Raw genomic sequence first — 24776 nt, 5'->3', positions numbered from 1 at the left:
GATCATCATGAATTCGAATCAAAAATCAGGCAGCACCGGCACCAGCAGCAAATCGGATGACACGTCGGCAAATCGCTCTTCGTCCGCAGGCAACGCATCGTCCAAAAATGAAGGCTCCAGCAAGCAGTCGGGTAGCGGCGGCACCCAAGGCGGCACCCACGAGCAGCATGTGGAAGCCGGCCGTCAAAGCCACAAGAACGACGACAAAAACGAAGGTTCGAGCGGCGGCTCTTCCGGCGGCAACAAGCAGTCCGGCGGCAGCGGTTCGTCGTCGAGCAAATCGCGCTAAGCACCAGACACCGGGCCGCTTGACGGCCTGAGCGATCACAAGAGCCGCAGTCGCTCCGCTTCAAGGCGGACGGCTGCGGCTCTTGTCGCTATCGGTGCGCCATCAAGTGTGCGCGGCCATTCGCATCGGATTGACGCAATACGGCCGCTCGCGATATTCGAAATAGTCGAAGTCGGCATACAAGGCGCTGCCCGCCATATCCTGGCACGCCATGCCGACAAAGGCGCCGGTAAAGTTGGGCTGGCCGGGCGCGTTGGCTTCGTCCGACAGAATGCTGGCGTCGAACTGCTGCGCCAGCCAGTGCCAGTCGCCGCCGTCCAGCCGATAGCCGAAGTACAGGCGTTCCTCGTCCACTTCCACGCGCAGCTGCACCGGCAGGCCCGGCGGCAGCGCGATCGGCGCCGTGAAGGTGTCCGTCTGCACGTGATTGGGCAGGCTGCTCATCACGCGCAAATGCTTGCCCACCACCTCGTCGTGCGTGATGTACAAGTAGTGGAACTTGGCGCCGCCGTAATAGCAGACCAGCCCCGCCTGCTGCTGGTAATGCTCGGGTTCGAATTCAACCACGGTGTACGCGCTGTAGCAATGCGCCTGCTGGCGGCGCGCCACCAGCGCCTGGCGGAACTGGCTGCCCAGGCTTTCGCGACCATACAAGCGCAGATGGCCTGGCCGCTCGGTCAGGCTGAACAACTCTTCCGGCCATGGCGTGCGCAGCCACTGGAAGGCTATCGGCAATTGCGCCGCATCGAACTCCTCGCGCGCAGGCTCGGCCTCGAAGCGGTGCTCCGGCAAGGCCGGCGCCGCGGCCTGCAACTGCGCCGTCCCTTGTCCATCGGCGGTGCGCAGCCAGCCATCCTCGCCCCACACAACCGGCTGGATGGCGGTTTCGCGCCCCAGCGTGCACGTGCCGCGATTGCGCAGCGGCCTGCCGCACAGATACACCATGTAGGTCTGGCCGTCCTGGGTTTCCACCAGGTCGGCATGGCCGGCCCGCTGCAGTTCGGCATCGGGGCGATGGCGCGAACTGAGGATGGTCTGGTCGGGGTGCAGCTCGTACGGTCCATGCAGGTCGCGCGAGCGCGCCATCGTCACGCCGTGGTTCCAGCCGGTGCCGCCCTCGGCGGTGAGCAGGTAGTAGTAGCCGTTGCGCTTGTACAGGTGCGGCGCTTCGGTCAGGCCGTGCGCCGTACCCTTGAAGATGTTTTCGCGATGGCCGATCAGCCGCCCTTCCCCCACCGAGTACTCCTGCGCCACGATGCCGGCGAAGCGGTTGCTGCCCGGACGATGGTCCCACAGCTGGTTCAGCAGATACTTGCGGCCGTCGTCGTCGTGGAACAGCGATGGATCAAAGCCGCTGCTGTTGAGATAAACCGGATCGGACCATGGCCCATCGATGGCCGGACTGGTGACCAGGTAATTATGGAAGTCGCGCAAGGAGGCGCTGCCGGTGGCGCCGCCGGTCGACGTGCGGCCATAGCGCTTGACGTCGGTGTAGATCAGCCAGAACAAGCCGTCCGCATAGCTCAGGCAAGGCGCCCACACGCCGCAGGAATCCGGCGCGCCCAGCATGTTAAGCTGGCTGGCGCGCGTGAGCGGACGGCTCAGCAGGCGCCAGTTGACCAGGTCGCGCGAATGGTGGATCTGCACGCCCGGATACCATTCAAAGGTGGACGTGGCGATGTAATAGTCGTCGCCCACCCGCACGATGGACGGGTCGGGATTGAAGCCGGGAAGGATGGGGTTTTGAATCATGATGATGTTTTCGAGAGAGGTTCACGCACCAGGCACCACAGCAGCAACGCGGCCAGCAGGTCGAGCACCGCCAGGCTGACAAAAAATGGCGTGTAGCCGACGCGCGCCATCAGCCCGCCGATCAGCAGCGAAAAAATCAGCAGACCCAGGTTGCCGAAAGTGCCGCACATGCCCGCCACGGTGGCCACCTCATTGCGCCGGAACAGGTCCGACGACATGGTGATGACGGTGACGGACAAGGTCTGGTGCGCAAAGCCGGCCAGGCTGAGCAAGGCGATCGCTGCGTAAGGGCTGTCCACGAAACCGACAAAGGCCACACCCATCATCATGCAGGCGCCAAGCGTGAACGCGCCGCGGCGGGCGTTGATCAGCCGCACGCCGCGCTTTTGCAGCGCCAGCACCACCAGCGGCCCGAACAGGCAGCCCATGTCGGCGGCCAGGAAAGGCAGCCAGGCGAACATGGCGATCTGCATCAGATCGAAATGGCGCACCGTGGTCAGGTAGAGAGGAACCCAGAACGCCAGCGTGCCCCAGGCCGGATCGGCCAGGAAGCGCGGCAAGGCGATGCCCCAGAAATTGCGCATCTTGAGGATGCTGAGTATCGACGGCCGTCCGCCATTGCCTTGCAGATGCTGCTCCTGGCCGGCGGCGATGTGCTGCGCCTCTTCGGCGGACAGGCGGCGATGGCGGGCCGGAGCGTCGTACAGCAGCAGCCAGGCCGCCACCCAGACCAGGCCCAGCGCGCCGGTGATGACGAAGGCTGACTGCCAGTTGTAATGCAGGATGGCCCACACCACCAGCGGCGGCGCCAGCATCGAGCCGAAGGACGCGCCGATATTGAAGATGCCGCCCGCCAGCCCGCGCTCCTTGGCCGGGAACCATTCGGACACCGCCTTCATGCCCGCCGGATTGGCCGATCCCTCGGCCAGGCCCAGCAGGCCGCGCAAGGCAGCCAAACCCTGCCAACTGGTGGCCATGCCGTGCGCCATGCAGATGACCGACCAGGCCGCCGCGAAAATGGCGAATCCGTATTTCAGGCCGATCACATCCAGCACGTAGCCGCACAGCGGCTGCAGCATGATCGTGCCCTGGAACGCGGCGGTGATGTACGAGTATTCCTGGGTGGTGATGTGCAGGTCAGTGAGCAGCGTGGGAGCGGACACCGCCAGCGTGCTGCGGGTCAGATAGTTGATGATCGCCCCCAGCATGATCAAACCTATCATCCACCAGCGTAGTCCTTTGATCTTGAGCGAGGGCATGTTTGCGCAACCACTTTATTATGGGATTGCAACGATAGCACAATATCCAATCGAAATGGTTGCGCAAACTTCGCGACAAGCAGGGGCCGAACTACGTGATATCCTTATCGTCAGGAACAATAACGTTATTTGCCTTAAAGCCGGGCGCCGATGCATAGGCTCCCCAAATCTTGTCCACGTATCCAGCTGTCGCGCCGCCGGCATTGCTGAGATTATTCGGATCCGGAACGCTACCGGAGTTGTACTGCCTGAGTGCCAGTTTCCAGGCGTCGTCGCTGGAATAGCCTTTTGCCGCCCATTCATCGTGATAGCCCTTCATCAGCGCCGCCCCTGCCAGGAGATTCAAGCGAGGGTCGTTCTTGATCTGGTCCCAGCTGGCGTTCTTCAGTTCAGGCGGCAACTTGTCGCGGTTGTTTTTCTGGAAGTCTTCCCATGTGGCCTGCTGTATCTGCATCAGGCCAAAGCTCTTCCCGCCATCACCCAGTGAATTGGGATTGCCGCTACTCTCGGCCATCATTTGTTGATAGAGCAGCGCTGGCGGGATGCCGGTTTTCTTGGATCCGTCCAGGATTTGCGGCCCCCATTGACCGTAACTTGAATCGCCAGACGGCGACTGCCCACCATTGACCGTAGATACCCTCATGACTTTCTCCCTCTAAATTCGTTAAGAAATGGTTGGAACTAGTGAGGGACAAGCCTACGCATGGCCGCGCAACGGCCAATCCGCGCCCTCCTGATTAGGTGAGAAAGCAGCACTGAGCAGTTCCATTCGTTATGGGGTCGGCGATGGAGAGGGACGGTTCGAAGTCTCCATGCCGCTAATTTAATCGATGTTCAGCCAGCAATCACCGTCGCGGCGGCGCCCGGCGCCGACCAAGACTCGTTCGGCAATGCGGTCCGGCACCCGGCTCTGCGCGAAATATTCTGCGGCATCAGTCGCGCCAAGCATTTCCAGGAACACGAGCCCGACGTCGATACGCTGCGCCGTCAAGCGGTCGCGCCGTCGGCACCAGGTGTGATCGATATTTGCGGGTGGCTTTTCCATTTGGAAATGATAGCCATATGCAAGTTGGTCCATTTGATGCATATCAAACTTGTTTATCATCAACGATTTTGTGACTTGCAAATATGTACACTCAGAATCAATTCTTCCCGATAACGAAAGGACTGACAATGAATACCCGCATGGCTTTGACGTCAACGTACAATCCAAGTAATCTGCTCGATACGCTAAAAAATATCCTTCATTTGAAGAACGATGCTGCCTTGTCGCGTACGCTGGAAGTCGCGCCACCGGTGATCAGCAAGATTCGTCACCATCGCTTGCCCGTCAGCGCCTCGCTCCTCATTCGCATACATGAGGCCACCGAGTTAAGCGTCGCAGACTTGCAGGCCATCATGGGGGATCGTCGAACAAAGTTCCGCCTTTCACCGGCACAAGGCCGGCCGAAGTAAGCGGACGACGTGAGCAGGCCGTCTAATTGAAGAGAGCTCTCTCATTAGAAACATCGTACTGGAGAAGCTCGCTTTTGAACCTGTCCGCCCACTTTGTTAAAAACTTCACCGTTGCCGGTGTTTCAAGATGAGTCTTCAGCGATTCCTGATCTTGCCAGCGCTGGACGAGCAGCATGCGTCCGGCGCCGACATCATCCAAGGTGACGCTGTAAAACAGGCATCCCTTTTCTGCTCTCGTGCTGACAGAAACGGCCTGAGTATCGGCGACGAACTCCTTCACATCGGATGGATTCAGGTGAAGGTGACCCATGAGAATAATCATTTTGCGTGTCCTGTTCTGCTTGATTAAATCGGCAAACCACCTCACGCGACCGTGAGCACGAGCTTGCCTTGAATATGGCCGCTCGCGGCGCGTTCATGCGCCTTGCGGGCATCGGCAAGCGGATAAGTGCTGTCGACCACGGCGCGAACCGTCCCGGCGTCGAGCAACCGCGCAAGCTCTGCGAGCTGCGGCCCGCTTGAGCGCACCTGGGTTGCCGAGACCGTGACGCTGAGCTTTTCCGCTTCCTCGACGCCGGAAAAGCCCAAGGGGAAGATCGGGAACAGCGCGCCGCCACGCTTGAGCGTGCGCAGGAAGCGGCCGGTGGTCGGGCCGCCAACCGCGTCGATGACGAGATCGATGCCGTGGACGACATCCTCGGGAGTAGCCTTTGTGTAGTCGATGAATTCATCCGCGCCGAGCTCGCGCAGCAGCGCCTCGTGTTTGCCTGACGCCACCGCGATCACGCGCGCGCCCTTCCACTTGGCCAGCTGCACCGCGAAGTGCCCCACTCCGCCAGCGGCGCCGTTGACCAGGACGGTCTTGCCCTCGAGTGGCACGGGCACATGTGTGTGCGGCTGAAGCGGGTTCGGCTCGTTGTGCCCGAGTTCTATCATGAACTGCCACGCGGTAAGCAGCGACATCGGCGCCGCGGCTGCATGCACGTGATCGATGCCGGCCGGCTTGAGCGCAACTTCCGATGCCGGCACGCTGACGTACTCAGCGTAAGCCTTGCTGTCGCCGGCAAGGCCGCTCGGAAAGCGCACCATTGAATACACTTCGTCTCCGACGGTGAAGTCCTTCACGTCATCGGCCACCGCTTCGACCACACCCGACACGTCCGTCCCCAGAATAACCGGAAAGGACACTTGCGGCCGCCACTCGGGAGGCAGCATTTCATAGCCGTCGCGCAGGTACCAGTCGGGTGGATTGATGCCGACCGCCTGAACGCGGATGAGCACTTCGCCCGGCTTCACTTCGGGACGCGGCGCATCCTCATAACGCAGAACCTCAGGGCCACCGAATTCGTGCTGCCGAATCGCCTTCATCGTGTTGATGGACATCGCTTTCTCCTTGGCTACAAATGAGCTATCATTACCGGAGCAGCGCTCCGAATATAATAGAATATACGGAGCAGTGCTCCACTTGTCAAGGAAGTCTATGCGGGCCGATGCAAAAAAAAATTATGACCACATACTCGCCGTTGCGCGCGCGGTGGTAACCGTTGACGGAGCCGACGCTTCGCTACGCGACATTGCGCGCAAGGCGGATGTCGGGCTAGGCACGCTGTATCGTCATTTCCCGACGAGAGAGGCGCTGCTCGAAACCTTGCTGCGCGCCAGCTTTGACGAGCTGACGGCCCAGGCACGCGAAGTGGAAACTGCGGGAGGAATCGATGTTGCGCTCGTGGCATGGCTGCGCGACGTTGTCGCATGCGCACGCAACTACAAAGGCGTTATCTCGGCAATGATGGCGGCCATGGAGGATGAAAACTCCGCCCTGCACGCTTCGTGCGTCACGATGCGTGCAGCCGGCACACGGCTTCTTGTGCGCGCCCAGGCCGAGGGGCTGGCGCGCACCGATATGGATGGAGAGGATTTGTTCTCGTTGGCTGCGGCGCTGGCGTGGCTGGGCGATCAGCCTTCGTCCGCGCCACGCGCGGAGCGTCTCTTCAATATCATCGCAAGCTCGATCTTGACGGAATAAGCACTCCGCTAGCCGCCAGACGGTTCGTCGCCCAGCGCGGCGGCACAGCGCTTGAGTAGTTGGCAAAGAAGCTGAGCCTCTTCAGTTGAAAGCGTAGATAGCATCTGGCGTTCCACCACGTCGGCTGCTTTCGCTCCCTCGGCGACGGCCTTTTGGCCTGCCTTCGTCAACTCGGTCATGATGACCCGGCCATGCTCCGGATGCGGGCTCCGCGTAATCAGGCCGCCGCGTTCGAGATTGACGAGGATTCCTTGCATGGTCTGCGGCGTCACGAACGCTGCGCGCGCCAACTCGGCGTTCGAGATGCGCGGATTGCCGGCGACTGCAAGCAGGACTGCGTTCTGAGGTGCCGTGATGCCGAGCCGCGCGAGTTCGGCATCCAGTCGTTGCCTCAGCCGGTGTTGCGTGATCTTCAGGTTGTAGCCGATCCAGTCGGCTCCGCTCCGAGGCACTGTTTTCGCCGTTGACATATCAGGGACCTTACATTAATATCAGGACCCTTATATTACTCAATAGGAGCTCGCATGACAACCCCAATCGGCCCAGACTTCATCGCCTTGCAAGTGCGCGACCTCTCCGCGTCCCGCAAGTTCTACATCGAGGTTTTCGGTTTCGAAGCCTCGTCGCACTGCCCTCCCGGAGCGGTCATTTTCAAGACGGAGCCTATCCCGTTCGCGCTGCGAGAGCCTCTGCGCCCACTGCCCGAAGCGGGGCCACTCGGTGTCGGCATGGCGCTCTGGCTCGCGTGCACCGACGCCGATGCGCTGCACGACCTGATTGTCGAGCGGGGCGGCGTGATCCTCAGCCCGCTCGCCGACGGTCCTTTTGGCCGCTTCTTCGTCGCTGGTGATCCCGATGGCTACGCGATCACCTTTCATACGGCGCGGAGCTGACCACACGCTTTACAAACGTCGGCTTTGCGGTGCGGATTCAGCCGGCCCCTGTCGGTTCGGTCGCGGTTCCGGTATCATTCGGCATGAACAAGATTTCTTTCAATCCATTTGTCATTGGTGTCGCTGGCGGAAGCGGCAGTGGCAAGTCAACAGTGTCCCAGCAAGTGCTGGCTTCGTTTGGCGCTGACATGGTCTCGGTCGTGATGCAGGACGATTACTACTGCGACCAAACCCACCTCACCCCAGAAGTCCGCCGCCAGCAGAATTACGACCATCCGCAGGCTTTCGACTGGCCACTGCTGGTGCAGCACGTCCAGGCCTTGCGCAACGGCGAAGCGATCGAGATGCCGGAGTACGACTTCACGATCGATAACCGTTCCAACCGGACCATTCCAGTCAAGCCGGCCCCGGTCATCGTGATCGAAGGCCTGTTTGCCTTGTATGACGCGGACTTGCGCGACATGATGTCGCTGAAGATCTTTGTCGACACCGCGTCCGACATCCGCTTCATCCGCCGCATGCAAAGGGATATTACCGAGCGCGGCCGCTCAGTGGAAAGCGTCGTCGGCCAGTATCTGGAAACCGTGCGCCCGATGCACAAGCAATTCATCGAGCCAACCAAGCGCTACGCCGATGTCATTATTCCGCATGGCGCCAATGGCCCGGCAGTCGATATGATCACCACCAAGGTGGCGAGCGTTATCGGCCAGTTGAAGCGGCCCTGATTTTATCGGCGCGAGCCGGATCGGCGAAGAGGTCATTGCGTAGCACGGTAGCGGCCGTCGCGGCCTGTCCGGTCGCGCGGCTGATCTGGTTCAGGCCGGCCACGACGTCGCCAACAGCGTACAAGCCCGGGACGTCTGTCCGCTGGTGTTCGTCGACGACGAGGTAGCCGTTCCCATTTACCCTGGCCCCCAAGCCCTGCGCGATGCCGGAGGCGACTTTCGCGCCCAACGCAGGATAAACCGCGTCGAAGGCCAACTCCCCGCCATCAGTGGCAAGAACCAGCTGGCCGTCGAGCATGCGCGCACTGGTCACCGCCCTGTCGACCACCGCGATGCCCGACCGCGACAGATCGGCCCGCTGCGCGGCGTCGAGGTCGGTCGCACCGTCCCACGCCAGGAGCGTCACGTCGTCTGCATAGCTGCGGACGAACTTCGCCTCGCGGGCACCGTGGGCGCCACGGCCGATCACCGCGACCCGCCGGCCGGTCACCTCCAGGCCGTCGCAGATTGGGCAGTAGCGGATCAGCCCGGCCGCGAGCGCGGCGTCGTGAAGGCTTTCGTCGATGGGTGGGCGCACGTCGCGTATGCCCGTGGCTATGATCACCGCCGAAGCCTCGATCATCAGGCCGTTCCCCGCACGGCATTGGAACACGTCGCCGGATCGCTCCACCGTCGCCACTTCCACAGTGGCGATCCGGGCGCCGTAACGGACCGCCTGCGTCCTGATGCGCTCGACGAGGTCGCGGCCGCTGATGCCGTCGGGGAAGCCCGGGTAGTTCCTCGTCAGCGGGATCGATGCGGCCCGTCCCGCGCCCCGGTCGATGACCTGGACGCTCAGCCGGAAGCGCGCCAGGTAGAGCGCGGCCGTCAGTCCAGCGGGACCGCCGCCGATGACGAGGCAGTCGACCCGCTGGACGTTCTCTTGTGTGCTCATCGAAGTCAGCCGATATCGACGCGCATGGCGATGTTGAAGGTGCCCGCGCCATTTTTCGCCAGACTGATCATCAGCAGGCCGAGCGATTCGAGCGTCTGCGCCATCTGCAGGCTGCCGACATCCAGCGGACGCAGCCCCAGACTGTCGAGGAAGCCCGAGACGCGTGCCTTGGCCTCGGCATCGTCACCTGCGAAGAACGCATCGAGACGCCCGCCCCGCGCGAGGACGTGGCCGAACAGGGTGTTGAATGCCTTCACGACATGCGCGCCGGCGGGGAGGCCTTTGGCCGTCTCCTGCGCACCGGAACTGCCGTTGCGGGTCGCCAGGCCGGAGAGATCGGGCGCGAACGGATTGGTGATGTCGATGATCACCTTGCCGACTAGCGTCGCCCCGAAATCGGCCACCACCGACGCCGCACTGCCATATGGCACGGCGAGGATGACGATGTCGCCCTTTGGTGCTGCGCCGTACGTCCCGATGGTCGCGCCAGCGCCAAGCTTGTCGGCAAACGCCTGCGCCTTGGACTGGTCGCGGACCATCACCTCGACTGTATGCCCGGCCTTGATGGTACGACCCGCAATTGCGGTGGCCATGCCACCCCCACCGATGATGCTGATTGTAGTGCTCATATTGTTACCTCGTAAGTTAGTCGCATGCAGGTCAGGCGACAGGAAAATAATGGCCGTTATCCATGTCGGCGAACAGGTCAGGCTGAGTGGGTTCCCAGCCCAGGACCTGCCGGGTGATGAGGTTGGACGCCGGTAGATCGAGCGTGACCAGGCTTGCCAGGAAGCCAAAGTACCCCGGCAACATCAGCACGTCCGCAGGTATGCTTACGGCCGGCACGCCCAGGCGACGGCCAATGGCCTCGGCGATGGCGCGGAACGGGATGCCCTCACTCTCGACGCCGTGCCAATATTTGCCAGCCTCGCCCTTCTCTAGCGCCAGGCGGAATAAGACGGCGAGGTCACGGGCGTGCACGGCCGGCCACAGGTTCGCGCCTTCCCCCGGGTAACCGATGACGCCCTTTTCCTTCGCCAGCCCGATCAACAATGGAAGAAAGGCGACGTCGGTCGTGCTGTGGGCGATAGTAGGAATCCGCACGATCGACGACCGCACGCCCCGCTCCGCGAGGCCGATGACGGCGAGCTCCACGGCATTACGAACCCGCAAGGTTCCCTTGTACGCATCGCCGCCGGGAAGTGACGGGTCTTCCTCGGTGGCTGGTCGGCCCAGCTTTTCCCACCCGGGCGCGCCTATGCTCCCCGACACGACCAGCGGCTTGCCGCTTCCAGCCAGCGCTTCGCCGTACGCGAGCATGATCTGGAGTTCCGCAGCGGCCACGGCGTCTATTCCGCCGGAGGGAAGCAGGTCTTGCCTGTGCGCGACATGAATGACACCGTCGGAGTCGGCCGCCGCCGCCTTGAGTCCCTCGAGGTCGGAAATATCCCCGCACCGCACCTTGGCGCCAAGTGCGGCCACCGCATCCGCGGCCTTGTCCGAGCGGGCAAGACCGGTAACTTCGTGTCCGGCCGCGACCAGCTCGGGGATGATATACGAACCGATATGGCCGGTTCCTCCAGTAACGAAAACGCGCATATTGCTATTCCTTGTAAGTGATATGAAAAAGTAGTGCTGCGGGTAGGCTCAGCCGGGAAGGCTGACGCCGATTGAAAAGTTGGTGTGCTTGATGGAGTGAGCGAGCAGCCCCAACGACAGCAGGCAAACGTGCTCCAACATCCGCGCCATCGGCAGCGGCCCGGCATCCATCGGGCGTAGCCCAAGGCTCCCGATGAACGCCGCCACGCGTGCCTTCGCCTGTGCATCGTCTCCGGCGATGAACACGTCCAACGGACGGCCCTGAAATGAACCGGCAGCCAGGATGTGAGAGAACAGGGTGTTGAACGCCTTGACGATCACCGCATCGGCGGGAGAGGCCTTGTCGATCTCCTGCGCACCGAAACTGTCGTCAGGCGTCACAAAGCTTGTGAGGTCGGCGGCGACGGGGTTGGTGATGTCGACCAGAAGCTTGCCCGCCAGCTTGTCACCGTAGTGCTTCACCACGTCCAGCACGGCGGAGTACGGAACCGCCAAGATGACGATATCGCCCGCCGGGACGGCGCCGAACATGCCAGTCGTCGCGCCGGCGCCGACCTGCTCGGCCAGCGCCCGCGCCTTGGCGGCGTCGCGACTCATCACCTCGACGCCGTGCCCGGCCTTGGCGGCAAGGCCGGCGATCGCCGCAGCCATGCCGCCTGATCCGATGATGCTGATGGTGCTCATGTAAATTTCCCTTGCTGGTGGCCGGCGCGATCCGGTGACCGCGTTCAACATGCAGGTCATGCTAGTCATTTCACTTGTAAAAAGCAAGTGAAATTCCTAAATTTTACTTGCGCCGAGCAAGTGATGTTAAAATCGGCCTATGAAAACGACGAGTAAAGATGACCTTCGGTCCCATTGCGCGGTGAACTACGGAGTCGAGATGTTCGGCGACCGGTGGTCGCTGTTGATCATTCGCGACATCGTTTTTGCCGGCAAGAAGACGTATGGCGAGTTCCTGAAATCGGAGGAGAAAATCGCGACCAACGTCCTTGCTTCCCGCCTGTCCTTTCTTGAAGGGCAAGGGATTCTGTTGAAGGCGCCCAGCCCCGACGGACGCAAGGACTTCTACACGCTGACCGAGAAGGGTCTGGACCTCATTCCCATCGTGCTCAACATCGTCCTTTGGAGCGCGCAGTACGATGCGAAATCGTACGTGCGGCCCCTCAAGGACTTCGTTGCGCGTATCAGTCAAAACCCCATGCAGGTGAGCGAAGAGGTGAAGACATTGGTCCGCAACGGCGGATGTCTATTCCCTAACGGCAAAGAATAATCAGGGCCGCGATCAGTCGAACTTGACCAGGTCCTTGAAGATCAGTTGACCCCAGCTATTTCCGCGCGCCTGCACAAGCAGTCCACCTTCCGCAAGGCCGCCCAGTTTGATCGGCGCGAAACCAAGTTTTTCCGCAAGCGCAGCAACCTCCGCCGCCGCGCCGTCATCGTCGCTCGCCAGGAACACGACTCGCCTGCCACCATTTACGGACGGATCTTGCTCAAGGACGGCAGCGACCAAATGGTTGAAGCCTTTCACCAGTCTTCCACCAGTGAAGGCCTGCGCGACGACCTTGGCGGAAGAAGGCTGTCCTCCCAGTTCCTCAGGCGGCACGCCATAGGCATTGGTCACATCGATGATGGTCTTTCCGGCCCAGGTGGGCAGCGCCTTCGCGACCTCCCTGTGCGACTCGAAACGGACAGCCAAAAAGACGATGTCCGCCTTGACGGCTTCCGCCAGTGTTTTGGGAATGATCCTGGGGCCGATCGCGGCCGCAGCGGAAGCGAAGCTTGCCGGGTCGCGCGTGGTTGCAACGGATACTTCGATGCCGCTTCGGGCAAACGCCTTGGCCAGAGCCTGGCCGAGCTTGCCGAAGCCGATAATTGCGTAGCTCATATATTTTCCTTGGGTTTGGCACGCCCTGCCGGCTCCGACTATCGAATGGAGTGACGGCAGGGCGTAGCGGGTCAGAGTTGCGCCAGGCCGCCATCGACGGCGACCTCGCTGGCGGTCATGAAGCTGCTGTCCGACGACGCGAGGAAGGCAGCAGCAGCCCCGATCTCCGACGGATCGGCCATGCGCTGGAGCGGAGTCAACGACGCGAAGAACTTCTGCCCCTCCTCGCCCAGCGCTTCCTTCGCGAGTTCGGTCGCTGTCGCCCCGGGCGACAGCACGTTGACCCGGATGCCGGTGCCCTTCAGGTCCTCCGCCCAGGTCCGCGCGAGGTTGCGCACCGCCGCCTTGCTCGCGCTGTAGGCGCTCATGCCCGGGGCGCCCGTGGTGCCCGCGCTCGATCCGGTCAGGATGATCGAACCGCCCTCGCCCATCAACGGCAGCGCCTTCTGGACTGTGAAGATCGTACCCTTCACATTGGTGTCGAAGGTTTCGTCAATGTGCTCGGCGGTGATCTTGCCGAGCGCAAGCTGGCTTCCCGCTCCGGCATTGGCGAAGACGATGTCGAGGGTTCCACGCTCGGCCTTCACCGCGGCGTAGAGTCGGTCGAGGTCGGCCTCATCGGAGACCGAGCCCTTTACCGTGCGGGCATTGGGCCCGAGCTCAGCCACAGCAGCATCGAGCGCTTCCTGCCGGCGGCCGAAGATGAACACAAAGGCGCCCTCCTCGATGAAGCGCTTTGCCGCAGCGCGGCCGATGCCGGTAGCGCCGCCGGTGATCACGGCGGTCTTTCCATTCAGTCTGGTCATGATGTGCGTCTTTCCTTGCAGTTTTAAGGAAGCAGGGATTTGCTTCCTTGACCCCAATATAGTCCCATGCTAACCTAAGGACAAGTATGCACTTTTTGGTAAGTACCCTAACAACGACGGCAATGACGACCATGACGACTCACGAAACCTGCGGTACCGGCGGCTTCTCCTGCGGGCTCGACGCCACGCTCCGCATCATCTCGGGCAAGTGGAAACCGCTGATCCTGTTTTTCCTGCGCGACGGCCCGAAGCGCTACGGCGAGCTCAAACGCCTGACCCAGGGCGTCAGCGACAAGGTGCTGATCCAGCAATTGAAGGATCTGGAGGCCGATCACGTGCTGGCGCGGAATGATTACAAGGAAGTGCCGCCTCGCGTGGACTACACGCTGACCCCGCTCGGTCGCAGCTTGGCCGAGGCGATCGTCCCGCTGTGCACCTGGGGAAACGAGCACATGGAGGAAATGGCGAGCCTGTTCGCCAAGCGCGACACTTTGCGCTATCCGGATGCCCAGACGGAGGAATGAAATGATGCACACCGATCTCGACTCGGTGCTCGCTGCGCTCAGGAGGGATGCAGGTGGTGTGTGGAAAATTGTTTTCCATCAGGGTACTTTATATCCTGATTATCCAAGCGCCCATGAAGGGTAGTTCCGGCAATCTGGCAATGGTTAGGGGAATAGTTCCTTAGGGAATTTTTGCGCTGCGCGCGGCGCCTCCGGCGCGCCACCGCTTCGCGGTGGCAAACGGACGATTCGGAGAGGCTCGCCCCGGTAGGGGCGATGCCTTCGAATTCCCCACGCAAGCCCCGCAGGGGGCTTGCTTCTCTCCGCCAAGGCACAAAAACGAAAAGGCCACCCGAGGGTGGCCTTTCGCTTTTGTGTCCTTGGCGGAGAGAGGGGGATTCGAACCCCCGATAGGCTATGAACCTATACACGCTTTCCAGGCGTGCGACTTCAACCACTCATCCACCTCTCCTGCATCCTTCCCCTCTCGGAGAAGCCGCGAATTATAGCAAAGATTCCAGAGAGTACCAACATTATTTGCCTCTCCGGCCTATTGCCCGCATCTACGCGGAGCTCAAAGGCGCCGCCAAAGCAAACTCAGCATGGATTCCCGCTTTCGCGGGAATGACGTGAGTGGGTTAGACGCATGCGGGTGGTTATGACGTCTGTGCGCTGTTAGGACGCTTCCTTCAACTGCTCCAGAATCGCCGGATTCTCCAGGGTCGACACATCCTGCGTAATTACCTCGCCCTTGGCCAACACCCGCAGCAAACGCCGCATGATCTTGCCCGAACGCGTCTTCGGCAGGTTATCTCCAAACCGGATCTCCTTCGGCTTGGCGATCGGACCAATCTCCTTGGCCACCCAATTGCGCAGCTCCAGCGCCAGCTTCTTGGCCTCATCTCCAGTCGGACGCGCCTGCTTCAGCACCACGAACGCGCAGATCGACTCACCAGTCGTCTCATCCGGCTTGCCCACCACCGCGGCCTCAGCCACCAGCGGATTGGCCACCAGCGCCGACTCGATCTCCATCGTGCCCATGCGGTGACCCGACACGTTCAGCACGTCATCGATACGGCCCGTGATGGTGAAGTAACCCGTATCCTTGTTGCGGATCGCGCCGTCGCCCGCCAGGTACATCTTGCCGCCCAGCTCCTCAGGGAAGTAGCTAGCCTTGAACCGGTCCGGGTTATTCCAGATGGTACGGATCATCGAAGGCCAAGGACGCTTGACCACCAGAATACCGCCCTGCCCGTTCGGCACATCCACACCGGCCTCATCGACAATCGCGGTCATGATGCCCGGCAGCGGCAAGGTGCACGAACCCGGCACCATCGGCGTCGCGCCCGGCAGCGGCGTGATCATGTGGCCGCCGGTCTCGGTCTGCCAGAAGGTATCGACGATCGGGCACTTCTCGCCGCCCACCTGGGTGTAATACCACATCCACGCTTCCGGATTGATCGGCTCGCCGACCGTGCCCAGCAAACGCAGCGACGACAAATCGTAATTCTTCGGATGCACCTTCGGATCCACATCCGACGCCTTGATCAGCGAACGGATCGCCGTCGGCGCGGTGTAGAAGATGCTGACCTTGTGCTTGGCGATGGTCTCCCAGAAGCGGCCGGCGTTCGGGAACGTCGGGATGCCTTCGAATACCACCTGCGTCGCGCCCACCGCCGTCGGACCGTAGGCGATGTAGCTGTGGCCCGTCACCCAGCCGATGTCGGCCGTGCACCAGTACACGTCGGTCGGCTTGATGTCGAACGACCACTTCATCGTCAGCGCGGCCCACAGCAGATAGCCGCCGCTCGAATGCTGCACGCCTTTCGGGGTGCCGGTCGAGCCCGACGTGTACAGGATGAACAGCGGATGCTCGGCATCCACCCACTCCGGCTCGCACTCGGCCGATTGGCTGGCAACCAGGTCGTGCAGCCAGATGTCGCGGCCTTCCTTGAAGGCGATGTTGCCGCCGGTGCGTTTGTAGACGATCACGTCCTTGATGGTGTCGCAGCCGCCCAGCGCCAGCGCTTCGTCGACGATGGCTTTCAGCGGCAGGTGTTTGCCGCCGCGCATTTGCTCGTCGGCGGTGATCACGGCCACCGCGCCGGCGTCGATGATGCGCTCCTGCAGCGACTTGGCGGAGAAGCCGCCAAACACCACCGAGTGCGTGGCGCCGATGCGCGCACAAGCCTGCATCGCGGCCACGCCTTCAACCGACATCGACATGTAGATGATGACGCGGTCACCCTTCTTGATGCCGCGTGATTTCAAACCGTTGGCGAACTTGCAGACCTTCTCGTGCAATTCCTTGTAGCTGACGTTGACCGACTTGCCGTCGTCCGCCTCGAAGATGATCGCGGTCTTGTCGGCGTTGCCATTCTGCAGATTGCGGTCCAGGCAGTTGTACGACACGTTCAGGTGGCCGTCTTCAAACCATTTGTAGAACGGCGCGTTGTCTTCGTTCAGGGTCTTGGTGAACGGCTTTTGCCATACCAGGTTTTCCTTCGCCAGGCGCGACCAGAAGCCTTCGTAATCGGCCTCCGCCTCCGCGCACAAGGCGTTGTAGGCGTCCATGCCGGCCACGGTGGCTTGGGCTACAAACGCTGCCGGGGGTTCGAAGATGCGGGATTCCTGCGGTCCTTGTTGGGTTGTAGTGCTGCTCATGCTTGTCTCCATCCAGTGTTGTAATCGTTTGGCATTAACTTAAACTTTATCGCTTACTGAGCCCTTACAGATTGGCGGTCCCCGGCGGAGGATGTGGCGCTCTAGGCAATTTTACCAATATTTCATCGACCGTACGCAGTATCAACACGCCGATGCGATTGCTGAGCAGCACGTGTAAAATGTCGCCAGTCATAATATAAAGGAGTTCCGCCGTAATGATTGAGCCAAAACAGAAACTGCGCCCGCTGCCCGCCTTTATCTTCATGACGCGCTGGCTGCAGTTGCCGTTGTACCTGGGCTTGATCCTGGCGCAGTGCGTCTACGTATTCCATTTCTGGGTCGAGCTCAAGGACCTGATCGGCGCCGTGATGGGCAACGAAGCCTCGCTGCAGCACATCCTCGAAGCGGTCGCCGTGCACGCGCCGACGCCCGAAGCCGCGGCAGCAGCCGCCCACGCGCCGGCCAAGCTGACCGAAACCACCATCATGCTGGTCGTGCTCGGCCTGATCGACGTGGTCATGATTTCCAATCTGCTGGTCATGGTGATCATCGGCGGCTACGAGACTTTTATCTCCCGCATGAACCTGGACTCTCATCCCGATCAACCAGAGTGGCTGTCGCACGTGAACGCCTCCGTGCTGAAGACCAAGCTGGCGATGGCGATCATCGGCATTTCGTCCATCCACTTGCTGAAGACCTTCATCAATGCAGCCGTCTACGACCCGCAAACACTGATCGCACAAACCGTGATCCACGTCGTCTTCCTTTTGTCGGCCCTGGCGATCTCCTACACCGACCGCATCACCACGCTGACCCACAACGAATCCCATTAACCACGCGAGAACATCATGACCATCATAAAGCAAGAAGACCTGATCGAATCCGTTGCCGCCGCGCTCCAGTACATCAGCTACTACCACCCTGCCGACTACATCGAGCACCTGGCGCGCGCCTACGAGCACGAGCAAAGCCCTGCCGCCAAGGACGCGATCGCGCAGATCCTGACCAACTCGCGCATGTGCGCGGAAGGCAAGCGCCCGATCTGCCAGGACACCGGCATCGTCAACGTCTTCCTGAAGATCGGCATGGGCGTGCGCTTTGAAGGCTTCACCGGCACCGTCACCGACGCCGTCAACGAAGGCGTGCGCCGTGCATACAACTTCGACGACAACAAGCTGCGCGCCTCCATCGTGGCCGACCCGCACTTCGACCGCAAGAACACCAAGGACAACACGCCAGCCGTGGTCCACATGGAACTGGTCGAAGGCAACACCGTCGACGTCAAGGTCGCGGCCAAAGGCGGCGGCTCGGAAAACAAGTCCAAGATGATCATGATGAATCCATCCGATTCGCTGATCGACTGGGTGCTGAAAACCGTGCCGACCATGGGCGCCGGCTGGTGCCCGCCAGGCATGCTGGGCATCGGCATCGGCGGCACCGCCGAGAAGGCGATGCTGATGGCGAAGGAAGTGCTGATGGAAGACATCGACATGTACGAGCTGAAGCAGCGCGGCCCGCAGAACAAGCTGGAAGAACTGCGTATCGAACTGTGCGACCGCATCAACGCGCTGGGCATCGGCGCGCAAGGCCTGGGCGGCCTGACCACCGTGCTGGACGTGAAGATCATGACCTACCCGACCCACGCAGCATCCAAGCCGGTCGCGATGATCCCGAACTGCGCCGCCACCCGCCACGGCCACTTCGTGCTGGACGGCTCCGGTCCTGCCTATATGACCCCGCCTCCACTGTCGACCTGGCCTGACGTCAGCTGGGCGCCGGACACCGAGAAATCCAAGCGCGTCGATCTGAACACGCTGACCAAGGAAGAAGTGGCCTCGTGGAAGCCGGGCCAGACCCTGCTGCTGAACGGCAAAATGCTGACCGGCCGCGACGCCGCGCACAAGCGCATCCAGGACATGCTGGCCAAGGGCGAGGAACTGCCGGTCGACTTCAAGAACCGCGTGATCTACTACGTCGGCCCGGTCGATCCGGTGCGTGACGAAGTGGTGGGCCCAGCCGGCCCGACCACCGCCACCCGCATGGACAAGTTCACCGACATGATGCTGGAGAAAACCGGCCTGATCGCGATGATCGGCAAGGCCGAGCGCGGCCCGGTCGCCATCGAGTCGATCCAGAAGCACAAGTCGGCCTACCTGATGGCCGTCGGCGGTTCCGCCTACCTGGTGTCGAAGGCGATCAAGGGCGCCAAGGTGCTGGGCTTCGCGGACATGGGCATGGAAGCGATCTACGAGTTCGACGTGGTCGACATGCCGGTCACCGTGGCCGTGGACGCCGCCGGCACGTCGGTGCACAACACCGGCCCTGCGGAATGGAAAGCCCGCATCGAGCAGCTGAACGTTCCTGTCGTGACTGCCTGATGCAAACAGCCCGCTCCCCCGGCAGCCCGATCGGTGTGTTCGACTCCGGCGTGGGCGGGCTTTCGGTGCTGCGCCACATCCGCGCGCAGCTGCCGAATGAAGACCTGATCTACTTCGCCGATTCCGGCCATGCGCCGTACGGCGAAAAAACCGAACAATACGTAGTCGACCGCTCGCTGGCGATTGCCGCCTTCCTGCTGGAGCGCGGCGCCAAGGCGCTGGTGGTCGCCTGCAACACCGCCACCGTGGCCGCCATCAAGGCGGTGCGGGCGCGCTATCCGGATCTGCCGGTGGTCGGCGTCGAGCCGGGCCTGAAGCCGGCTGCGGCGGCCACGCGCAACGGCAAGGTCGGCGTGCTGGCGACGGCGCGCACCCTCAAGGGCGAGAAATTCCTGCAACTGCGCGAGCAGATCAGCGCGGCCAGCAAGGCCGAGTTCCTGCTGCAGCCTGCCGTCGGCCTGGTCGACCAGATCGAGCTGGGCGACCTGCAAACGCCGGTGATCGATTCGATGCTGGAAAAATACGTCGCCCCGCTGCTGGAGCAAGGCGCCGACACGCTGGTGCTCGGCTGCACCCACTATCCCTTCGTCCAGACCGGCATCGAACGCGTGCTGCGCGACCACGGCCGCCAGGATGTGGTCCTGATCGATACCGGTGACGCAGTCGCCCGCCAGCTGGTGCGGCTGCTGGACGCGGCCAAGCTGCTGCGCCCTGCCCCTGCCGTCGGCGAACCCGCCGCCACGCTGCGCGGCTACACCACGGCCGACGTCAGCGCCCTGGCGCCAGCCTTCGCCAGCCTGCTGGGACTGCACCCACCAGTGGAAAAGGTTGCTGTTTAAGCAAAGTAGGCTTTTTGAAGAGAAACTTTGCATTTAGATTTGCAGGATTCAAAACTGGCTTGTATAATTCGGCACCTGTCTACGAAACACTAGGCAGAGAGAAGTAAATCAGTGGTGGCTGTAGCTCAGTTGGTAGAGTCCAGGATTGTGATTCCTGTTGTCGTGGGTTCGAGCCCCATCAGCCACCCCAAAAGACACCAACAAATCAAATAGTTACAGATGTTGATTTGTTTCACACAGTGATGAAAACAGCCAGCTTATAGCTGGCTTTTTTTATTTTCGCTGCCGTAGCGCAAACCACCGTTCTCCCAAATGATTATCGTATATACGAAAAATACTTGATCAACGTATTTTTCGTATATACAATTAATCACGTGCAGATCACTTTTGACCCCGACAAAGACCGCACTAACCAACAGAAACATGGCGTTTCGTTGGCAGATGCGATCGACATCGACTGGGATACCGCGATAGAGGAACAGGACGACAGAGAGGATTACGGCGAGGACAGGTATAGAGCCTTCGGTGCCATCGGAGATAGGCTTTACTGCGTGGTATATGTAGACCGCGAAGATGGACGAAGGATTATCAGTCTACGAAAAGCAAATGCCAGAGAGGTGAAGAGTTATGTCGAAGCGAACCACTAACGAGAAAGAGGCGGCGCCAGCAGAGAGGGTACCGCAACTGGACGAGGATAGGAGGCGCGCGGTGGCGCGCAAAGCCAAAGCGCTTGCGCTCGTCATGCCTACGGAGGAAGAGGACGCCGCGATCACCAAGGCCGCCCTAGCCGACCCGGACAATCCGCCAATGACCGACGCAGAATTGGCCAAACTCAAGCCAGCGCGTCGTCCGCGCGGTCGGCCAACACTGGACGTGACCAAAGTGCCTACCAGCATCCGCTTTGACAACGTTGTACTGGACTCATTCAAGGCGCTGGGAGATGGTTGGCAGACCCGCATCAACGATGTGCTGTTGCAGTACCTGGTCGAGACACATCAGCTGAGCCACCGATTCCACGCCACGGTGCAAGCTGCCGGGAAAGAGCAAAGCAAACTGGATGAATTCCTGGTCGTGGCACGGAATGCTGTGCACGCCCAAGAAAAGGTGAAGCAACATCTGCTAGCTACCGGCCGCGAAGAGGCAGCACGCGGTGAAGTCTACACAGTGGATATGGGCAACGCCATGGTAGACAATCTGCCGATCATCATCTAACCGACATACGACCGCGTCTCAGTGCAACCTGAAAAACCGCCGTATGCTCGCCAAATAGTTGGCCTGTTGTACTTGCACTGGTTCTGGATGATCGCTGCGGATGGCGTCCAGCACCTGATTGCGGTCGCTGAGCACATGGGCGAATTCGTCAGCAAGCTCCGGACGGTCGTGCAGGATGTTTTCAAAGTTCTCCTTGTCCAGCCGATAGCACAGCGCATCGGTCCTGGCGGTGACCGTGGCGCCGCGCGGCGCGCCGGTCAGCAAGCCTATCTCGCCGAACACATCGCCGGCCTTGAGCGTGGCGCACCAGATGCGCTCCTTCCCTTCGGATTCGAACCAGACGTCGGCCTCGCCGTTGACCAGCAGATACAGCCAATGCGCCACCGCGCCCTGGCGGGTGATGATGTCGTCCTTGATAAACGGCGTGTTGCGCAGCGCCTTGGCCAGCTTGGCCAACTCCTCTTCGGTAAGACCGGAAAACAGCGCGACCTTGCTCAGTGCCTTCTTGCGGATATCCATTTCCGCCAGCAGCCGCACGCTCGAGCGCCGTTCCGAATCCGCATTCAGTCGTACGTCCATGCAAGGATGGGCCAATGAAAGATTCTGCCGCTGCAAGGCGCTGTAGAAATGGATGCGCACGGCGGAATCGGTGCCGTCGTCGTGGCCCGGATTGGTGAGCCAGTAGCGCACCGCGTACTGTATCAAGCCTTCGCGGTAGTCGGTGACGATGCATTCGGGCGGCCGCTCCGCCGAGATGTACTCGATATGCGTCTGGCGCAAGGCAGTCTGGACGGTGGCGATGACTTGCTGCGGCGGCACCCCATCCTCCACCCAGAAATTCACCCAGCGCCGGAACTCCGGCTTGCTCTCCCGGCTGTAGACGTCCACTTTCGACTTCATCAGCACGCTGTTGGGGATGACGATCAGGTTGCCGTTGTTGGTGCGCACGGCCGTGTGGCGCCAATGGACTTCCACCACCTTGCCGCGCACGTCGTCGATCTTGATCCAGTCGCCGATGCGCACGGAATTGTCGAGCTGCAGGGCCAGCCCGCCCAGGATATTGCCCAGCGTTTCCTGCATCGAAAAGGCGACCACGCCGGTGATGACCGCCGACGTGGTGACCAGTCCGCTCAAGTCCAGCCCGACCACGCGCAGCCACACCAACCCCCAGACGATATAGGTGATCACCAGCAGGATGTCTTCCATGATGCGCGGCGGGTGCATGCGCAGGGCCGGCAGCAGCGCGCGGAACGCGGTCAGGCCCAGGATGCGTATCAGCAGCAGCCCGAAGCCGAGCACGGAGGCGCTCTCGAGCAGGCTGGCGGCCTGGCGCTGGTCCATGTCCAGCATCAGCTTGGAGGACAAGCTGAGCAGCAGGCACAGGCCGCCGAACAGCAAATTATTGCGGAACATGTGCTGGCTGTCCGGATCGGAGCGGGTCAGCAGCAGTTGGATCATGCTGCTGAGGAGGACAGCGCCGACCAGACCGGCGTGCCATGGATTGATCCAGGGGCCATCAATCGTCAGCATCTTGGTTCCTCGTCCGTTGCTTGCCTGCATGTATTGTGAACTCTTCCATGCGCAATGTGAAACAACAACGGCACGCAGGCCGGACGCTTTCAGCCAAAAACAACGCTTTTTTCACTTGATGTCGCACCAAGTCGATTTACGGCGTATGCTCAAAATCAGAATTTCCTCGCAGCACTAGATTTTGCGAACTGATCACAACCCTGCCCCCGTTGTTGCATCAAGATTGAGTTTGCCGCCATCCCTGGCCTCACACTGAATTTGCGCAAATTTCACCGCAGCCCCACCCCGCTGTCGGACGTACGTCATGAGACCCTCACATTGATTCCACAAGTAACGGGCACGGCCCAGAACATATCGGGAAAAAAAATGAATATGACACTTAAAGCTCGCTTGAGCACCCTGATCGCTTTCCTTTCTCTCATTTCCATCTTCATCGGTGCGCTGGGCGTATACGGAATGAGCCAGTCCAACGATGGCCTGAAGTCCGTCTACGAGGACCGCACCATGGCGTTGGAGCAGGTCTCGCGCATAGACCGCCTCCTGGTCAGCAATCGGCTGAATTTGGCGGAGGCTCTTCGGCAAACCGACGCAGCGGCGATCAAGACAAGAACTGATCAAATTGAGAAAAACATCGCGGAGATCGTCAGCACGTGGGATAGCTACATGGCTACCACCCTCACGCCAAAGGAGAAAGAAATCGCCGACAAGTTCGCTATCGACAGGAAGAGAATGACCACCGAAAAAATGCTGCCGGCGGTCGCTGCACTGAAAGCTGGCCAGCCTGAAGCGGCGGCGCAATTATCGGCGCAGCTGCAATCGTTGATCCCTGCCGTAACGGATGGCATCAATGCCCTGCGCAAGCTGCAAGTTGACGAGGCAAGGAACGAATACGAGGGATCGAAAGAACGCTACGGCGTGATGCGCGCCATCGTTCTGGGTGCAATTGTCCTGGGCACGCTGGTCGGCGCGGCGTCCGGGGTTTTCCTGATCCGCGAGGTTTATCATCAACTCGGCGGGGAGCCGAAATACGCGTCGCAGATCGTGCGCAGCATTGCCGCCGGCGACCTGACCGTGACCGTCGACACCAGCAGCGGCGACACGCACAGCTTGTTGTTTTCAATGCAGACCATGCAGCGCAATCTGGCGCAAACGGTAGGCGAAATACGGGTCTCCACCGACGCCATCGCCACCGCCTCCAGTCAGATTGCCAGCGGCAATCTGGACCTGTCGACGCGGACCGAACAGCAAGCCAGTTCGCTGGAGGAAACCGCCTCGGCCATGGAAGAACTGACCTCGACCGTCAAGCAGAATTCGGACAACTCCCATCATGCCAACCAGCTTGCCATCTCCGCCTCCACCGTGGCGCAGCAAGGCGGCAGCATTGTGGCGCAAGTGGTCGATACGATGGGTGAGATCAATGCGTCGTCGCGGAAAATCGTCGACATCATCGCGGTCATCGACGGCATCGCGTTCCAGACCAATATCCTGGCCTTGAACGCGGCGGTGGAGGCGGCCAGGGCTGGCGAGCAAGGCCGAGGTTTCGCCGTCGTTGCCTCTGAAGTGCGCAACCTGGCGCAACGCTCCGCCGCAGCCGCCAAGGAAATCAAGACCCTGATCGGCGACTCGGTTGAAAAGGTCGAGATAGGCGCCAGACTGGTCGACCAGGCGGGGTCGGCGATGCGCACCATCGTCGACAGTGTCAAGAACGTGACCGACATCATGGAAGAAATCACGGCCGCCGGCAACGAGCAAACGGCCGGTATCGAGCAGATCAACCAGGCGATAGTCCAAATGGATGAGGTGACACAGCAAAACGCCGCATTGGTGGAACAGGCCGCCGCTGCCGCGGCATCGCTGCAAGATCAGGCCAGCTGCCTGACGGAGGTGGTCGGCGTGTTCAAGGTCGCGGCGAAAAACGCCACCCGGCCCGCCATCCCGACAAACAACCGCCGGGCTCCGGCCGCCAAGCCAAGACTTGCTTTGGCTGGGAAGCGTCCTGTCTTGACGGCATAGGCGGCCGCTGC

General features: G+C 61.2%; 28 protein-coding genes and 2 tRNA genes. 14 read left to right on the top strand and 16 right to left on the bottom strand.

Annotated features, from left to right (window positions below):
- Positions 1 to 7: 7 nt before the first annotated feature.
- Positions 8 to 289 (top strand): hypothetical protein, encoded by a 282-nt coding sequence (locus ACSQ3S_RS08230; RefSeq protein ID WP_353400338.1) that lies wholly within the window; start codon positions 8 to 10, stop codon positions 287 to 289.
- A 102-nt stretch (positions 290 to 391) separates the two neighbouring features.
- Here the strand turns inward: ACSQ3S_RS08230 and ACSQ3S_RS08225 are convergent, their stop codons facing one another.
- The 4 genes from ACSQ3S_RS08225 to ACSQ3S_RS08210 form a co-directional block, all read right to left on the bottom strand.
- Complete coding sequence (locus ACSQ3S_RS08225) at positions 392 to 2041, bottom strand: glycoside hydrolase family 43 protein (RefSeq protein WP_436142079.1); 1650 nt, start codon at positions 2039 to 2041, stop codon at positions 392 to 394.
- Positions 2038 to 3264, bottom strand: coding sequence for an MFS transporter (locus ACSQ3S_RS08220; RefSeq protein WP_413448218.1), 1227 nt, complete (start codon positions 3262 to 3264; stop codon positions 2038 to 2040). Before ACSQ3S_RS08220 ends, ACSQ3S_RS08225 begins: the two co-directional genes overlap by 4 nt.
- A 127-nt stretch (positions 3265 to 3391) precedes the next feature.
- A complete protein-coding gene (locus ACSQ3S_RS08215) occupies positions 3392 to 3943 on the bottom strand; it encodes a transglycosylase SLT domain-containing protein (protein WP_436142078.1) in 552 nt (183 codons plus the stop codon).
- A gap of 180 nt (positions 3944 to 4123) precedes the next feature.
- Entirely contained in the window at positions 4124 to 4378 is a 255-nt protein-coding gene (locus ACSQ3S_RS08210; RefSeq protein WP_176655624.1) for a hypothetical protein, read from the bottom strand.
- Positions 4379 to 4473: 95 nt separating this feature from the next.
- On the opposite strand from ACSQ3S_RS08210, the gene ACSQ3S_RS08205 reads away from it, so the two are divergent.
- Positions 4474 to 4755, top strand: a complete 282-nt coding sequence (locus tag ACSQ3S_RS08205; RefSeq protein WP_436142077.1) for a hypothetical protein — start codon at positions 4474 to 4476, stop codon at positions 4753 to 4755.
- 22 nt (positions 4756 to 4777) lie between these two features.
- Here ACSQ3S_RS08205 and ACSQ3S_RS08200 read toward each other — a convergent pair whose 3' ends face one another.
- The gene (locus ACSQ3S_RS08200; protein WP_436142076.1) at positions 4778 to 5077 is read right to left on the bottom strand and encodes a putative quinol monooxygenase; all 300 of its coding nucleotides are present in this window, start codon (positions 5075 to 5077) and stop codon (positions 4778 to 4780) included.
- 41 nt (positions 5078 to 5118) lie between these two features.
- The gene (locus tag ACSQ3S_RS08195; protein WP_436142075.1) at positions 5119 to 6138 is read right to left on the bottom strand and encodes an NADP-dependent oxidoreductase; all 1020 of its coding nucleotides are present in this window, start codon (positions 6136 to 6138) and stop codon (positions 5119 to 5121) included.
- Positions 6139 to 6235: 97 nt separating this feature from the next.
- Between ACSQ3S_RS08195 and ACSQ3S_RS08190 the strand changes: the two genes are divergently transcribed.
- The gene (locus tag ACSQ3S_RS08190; RefSeq protein WP_176655620.1) at positions 6236 to 6781 is read left to right on the top strand and encodes a TetR/AcrR family transcriptional regulator; all 546 of its coding nucleotides are present in this window, start codon (positions 6236 to 6238) and stop codon (positions 6779 to 6781) included.
- A gap of 8 nt (positions 6782 to 6789) precedes the next feature.
- Here the strand turns inward: ACSQ3S_RS08190 and ACSQ3S_RS08185 are convergent, their stop codons facing one another.
- Positions 6790 to 7251, bottom strand: a complete 462-nt coding sequence (locus ACSQ3S_RS08185) for a MarR family winged helix-turn-helix transcriptional regulator (protein WP_436142074.1) — start codon at positions 7249 to 7251, stop codon at positions 6790 to 6792.
- A gap of 54 nt (positions 7252 to 7305) precedes the next feature.
- On the opposite strand from ACSQ3S_RS08185, the gene ACSQ3S_RS08180 reads away from it, so the two are divergent.
- A complete protein-coding gene (locus ACSQ3S_RS08180) occupies positions 7306 to 7674 on the top strand; it encodes a VOC family protein (protein WP_436142073.1) in 369 nt (122 codons plus the stop codon).
- A gap of 83 nt (positions 7675 to 7757) precedes the next feature.
- On the top strand, positions 7758 to 8399 hold the full coding sequence (udk, locus tag ACSQ3S_RS08175; protein WP_176655617.1) for a uridine kinase: 642 nt from the start codon (positions 7758 to 7760) through the stop codon (positions 8397 to 8399).
- On the opposite strand, the gene ACSQ3S_RS08170 is transcribed toward udk, so the two are convergent.
- From ACSQ3S_RS08170 to ACSQ3S_RS08155, 4 genes are read right to left on the bottom strand one after another with little or no spacing between them, the layout of a single operon-like run.
- A complete protein-coding gene (locus ACSQ3S_RS08170) occupies positions 8374 to 9333 on the bottom strand; it encodes an NAD(P)/FAD-dependent oxidoreductase (protein WP_436142072.1) in 960 nt (319 codons plus the stop codon). The two genes, udk and ACSQ3S_RS08170, sit on opposite strands and share 26 nt — an antisense overlap.
- A gap of 5 nt (positions 9334 to 9338) precedes the next feature.
- Positions 9339 to 9962 carry an NADPH-dependent F420 reductase gene (locus ACSQ3S_RS08165; protein ID WP_436142071.1) on the bottom strand — a complete coding sequence of 208 codons (624 nt, stop codon included), beginning with the start codon at positions 9960 to 9962 and terminating at the stop codon, positions 9339 to 9341.
- Positions 9963 to 9993: 31 nt separating this feature from the next.
- Complete coding sequence (locus ACSQ3S_RS08160; RefSeq protein WP_436142070.1) at positions 9994 to 10932, bottom strand: SDR family oxidoreductase; 939 nt, start codon at positions 10930 to 10932, stop codon at positions 9994 to 9996.
- A 48-nt stretch (positions 10933 to 10980) separates the two neighbouring features.
- Positions 10981 to 11616 (bottom strand): NADPH-dependent F420 reductase, encoded by a 636-nt coding sequence (locus tag ACSQ3S_RS08155; protein WP_436142069.1) that lies wholly within the window; start codon positions 11614 to 11616, stop codon positions 10981 to 10983.
- 139 nt (positions 11617 to 11755) lie between these two features.
- Between ACSQ3S_RS08155 and ACSQ3S_RS08150 the strand changes: the two genes are divergently transcribed.
- Positions 11756 to 12205: a winged helix-turn-helix transcriptional regulator gene (locus ACSQ3S_RS08150; RefSeq protein WP_176655613.1), complete on the top strand. Its 450-nt coding sequence runs from the start codon at positions 11756 to 11758 to the stop codon at positions 12203 to 12205.
- A 12-nt stretch (positions 12206 to 12217) separates the two neighbouring features.
- Here the strand turns inward: ACSQ3S_RS08150 and ACSQ3S_RS08145 are convergent, their stop codons facing one another.
- Together ACSQ3S_RS08145 and ACSQ3S_RS08140 are read right to left on the bottom strand one after the other, a co-directional pair.
- A complete protein-coding gene (locus ACSQ3S_RS08145) occupies positions 12218 to 12820 on the bottom strand; it encodes an NADPH-dependent F420 reductase (protein ID WP_436142068.1) in 603 nt (200 codons plus the stop codon).
- Positions 12821 to 12891: 71 nt separating this feature from the next.
- Positions 12892 to 13626 carry an SDR family NAD(P)-dependent oxidoreductase gene (locus ACSQ3S_RS08140; RefSeq protein WP_436142067.1) on the bottom strand — a complete coding sequence of 245 codons (735 nt, stop codon included), beginning with the start codon at positions 13624 to 13626 and terminating at the stop codon, positions 12892 to 12894.
- A gap of 122 nt (positions 13627 to 13748) precedes the next feature.
- Between ACSQ3S_RS08140 and ACSQ3S_RS08135 the strand changes: the two genes are divergently transcribed.
- On the top strand, positions 13749 to 14150 hold the full coding sequence (locus ACSQ3S_RS08135) for a winged helix-turn-helix transcriptional regulator (RefSeq protein ID WP_413448228.1): 402 nt from the start codon (positions 13749 to 13751) through the stop codon (positions 14148 to 14150).
- Positions 14151 to 14510: 360 nt separating this feature from the next.
- On the opposite strand, the gene ACSQ3S_RS08130 is transcribed toward ACSQ3S_RS08135, so the two are convergent.
- A tRNA-Ser gene (locus tag ACSQ3S_RS08130) sits at positions 14511 to 14601 on the bottom strand.
- A gap of 203 nt (positions 14602 to 14804) precedes the next feature.
- Positions 14805 to 16793 carry an acetate--CoA ligase gene (gene acs / locus ACSQ3S_RS08125; protein WP_353400305.1) on the bottom strand — a complete coding sequence of 663 codons (1989 nt, stop codon included), beginning with the start codon at positions 16791 to 16793 and terminating at the stop codon, positions 14805 to 14807.
- 215 nt (positions 16794 to 17008) lie between these two features.
- On the opposite strand from acs, the gene ACSQ3S_RS08120 reads away from it, so the two are divergent.
- The 6 genes from ACSQ3S_RS08120 (at position 17009) to ACSQ3S_RS08095 (ending at position 21222) form a co-directional block, all read left to right on the top strand.
- Positions 17009 to 17626, top strand: a complete 618-nt coding sequence (locus ACSQ3S_RS08120; protein ID WP_436142066.1) for a YqhA family protein — start codon at positions 17009 to 17011, stop codon at positions 17624 to 17626.
- 15 nt (positions 17627 to 17641) lie between these two features.
- Complete coding sequence (locus ACSQ3S_RS08115; RefSeq protein ID WP_176655607.1) at positions 17642 to 19171, top strand: fumarate hydratase; 1530 nt, start codon at positions 17642 to 17644, stop codon at positions 19169 to 19171.
- Positions 19171 to 20010 (top strand): glutamate racemase, encoded by an 840-nt coding sequence (gene murI / locus ACSQ3S_RS08110; RefSeq protein WP_436142065.1) that lies wholly within the window; start codon positions 19171 to 19173, stop codon positions 20008 to 20010. The genes ACSQ3S_RS08115 and murI overlap by 1 nt, the downstream gene beginning before the upstream one ends.
- Before the next feature lie 114 nt (positions 20011 to 20124).
- Positions 20125 to 20200: transfer RNA gene (locus tag ACSQ3S_RS08105), tRNA-His, on the top strand.
- A gap of 184 nt (positions 20201 to 20384) precedes the next feature.
- Positions 20385 to 20657 carry a BrnT family toxin gene (locus ACSQ3S_RS08100; protein WP_176655675.1) on the top strand — a complete coding sequence of 91 codons (273 nt, stop codon included), beginning with the start codon at positions 20385 to 20387 and terminating at the stop codon, positions 20655 to 20657.
- A complete protein-coding gene (locus ACSQ3S_RS08095; RefSeq protein ID WP_436142064.1) occupies positions 20638 to 21222 on the top strand; it encodes a BrnA antitoxin family protein in 585 nt (194 codons plus the stop codon). Before ACSQ3S_RS08100 ends, ACSQ3S_RS08095 begins: the two co-directional genes overlap by 20 nt.
- Before the next feature lie 18 nt (positions 21223 to 21240).
- Here ACSQ3S_RS08095 and ACSQ3S_RS08090 read toward each other — a convergent pair whose 3' ends face one another.
- Positions 21241 to 22752: a cyclic nucleotide-binding domain-containing protein gene (locus tag ACSQ3S_RS08090; RefSeq protein ID WP_413448233.1), complete on the bottom strand. Its 1512-nt coding sequence runs from the start codon at positions 22750 to 22752 to the stop codon at positions 21241 to 21243.
- Positions 22753 to 23118: 366 nt separating this feature from the next.
- Here ACSQ3S_RS08090 and ACSQ3S_RS08085 point away from each other — a divergent pair, with 366 nt between their 5' ends.
- Positions 23119 to 24765 (top strand): methyl-accepting chemotaxis protein, encoded by a 1647-nt coding sequence (locus tag ACSQ3S_RS08085; protein WP_436142063.1) that lies wholly within the window; start codon positions 23119 to 23121, stop codon positions 24763 to 24765.
- The last annotated feature ends 11 nt before the right edge of the window (positions 24766 to 24776 follow it).

This window comes from Duganella sp. LjRoot269 (assembly GCF_964254095.1).
Classification (GTDB): Bacteria; Pseudomonadota; Gammaproteobacteria; order Burkholderiales; family Burkholderiaceae_D; genus Rugamonas; species Rugamonas hordei.
The sequence above is the reverse complement of the archived record's forward strand: the minus strand, read 5'-3'. Positions and strand labels throughout refer to the sequence as shown.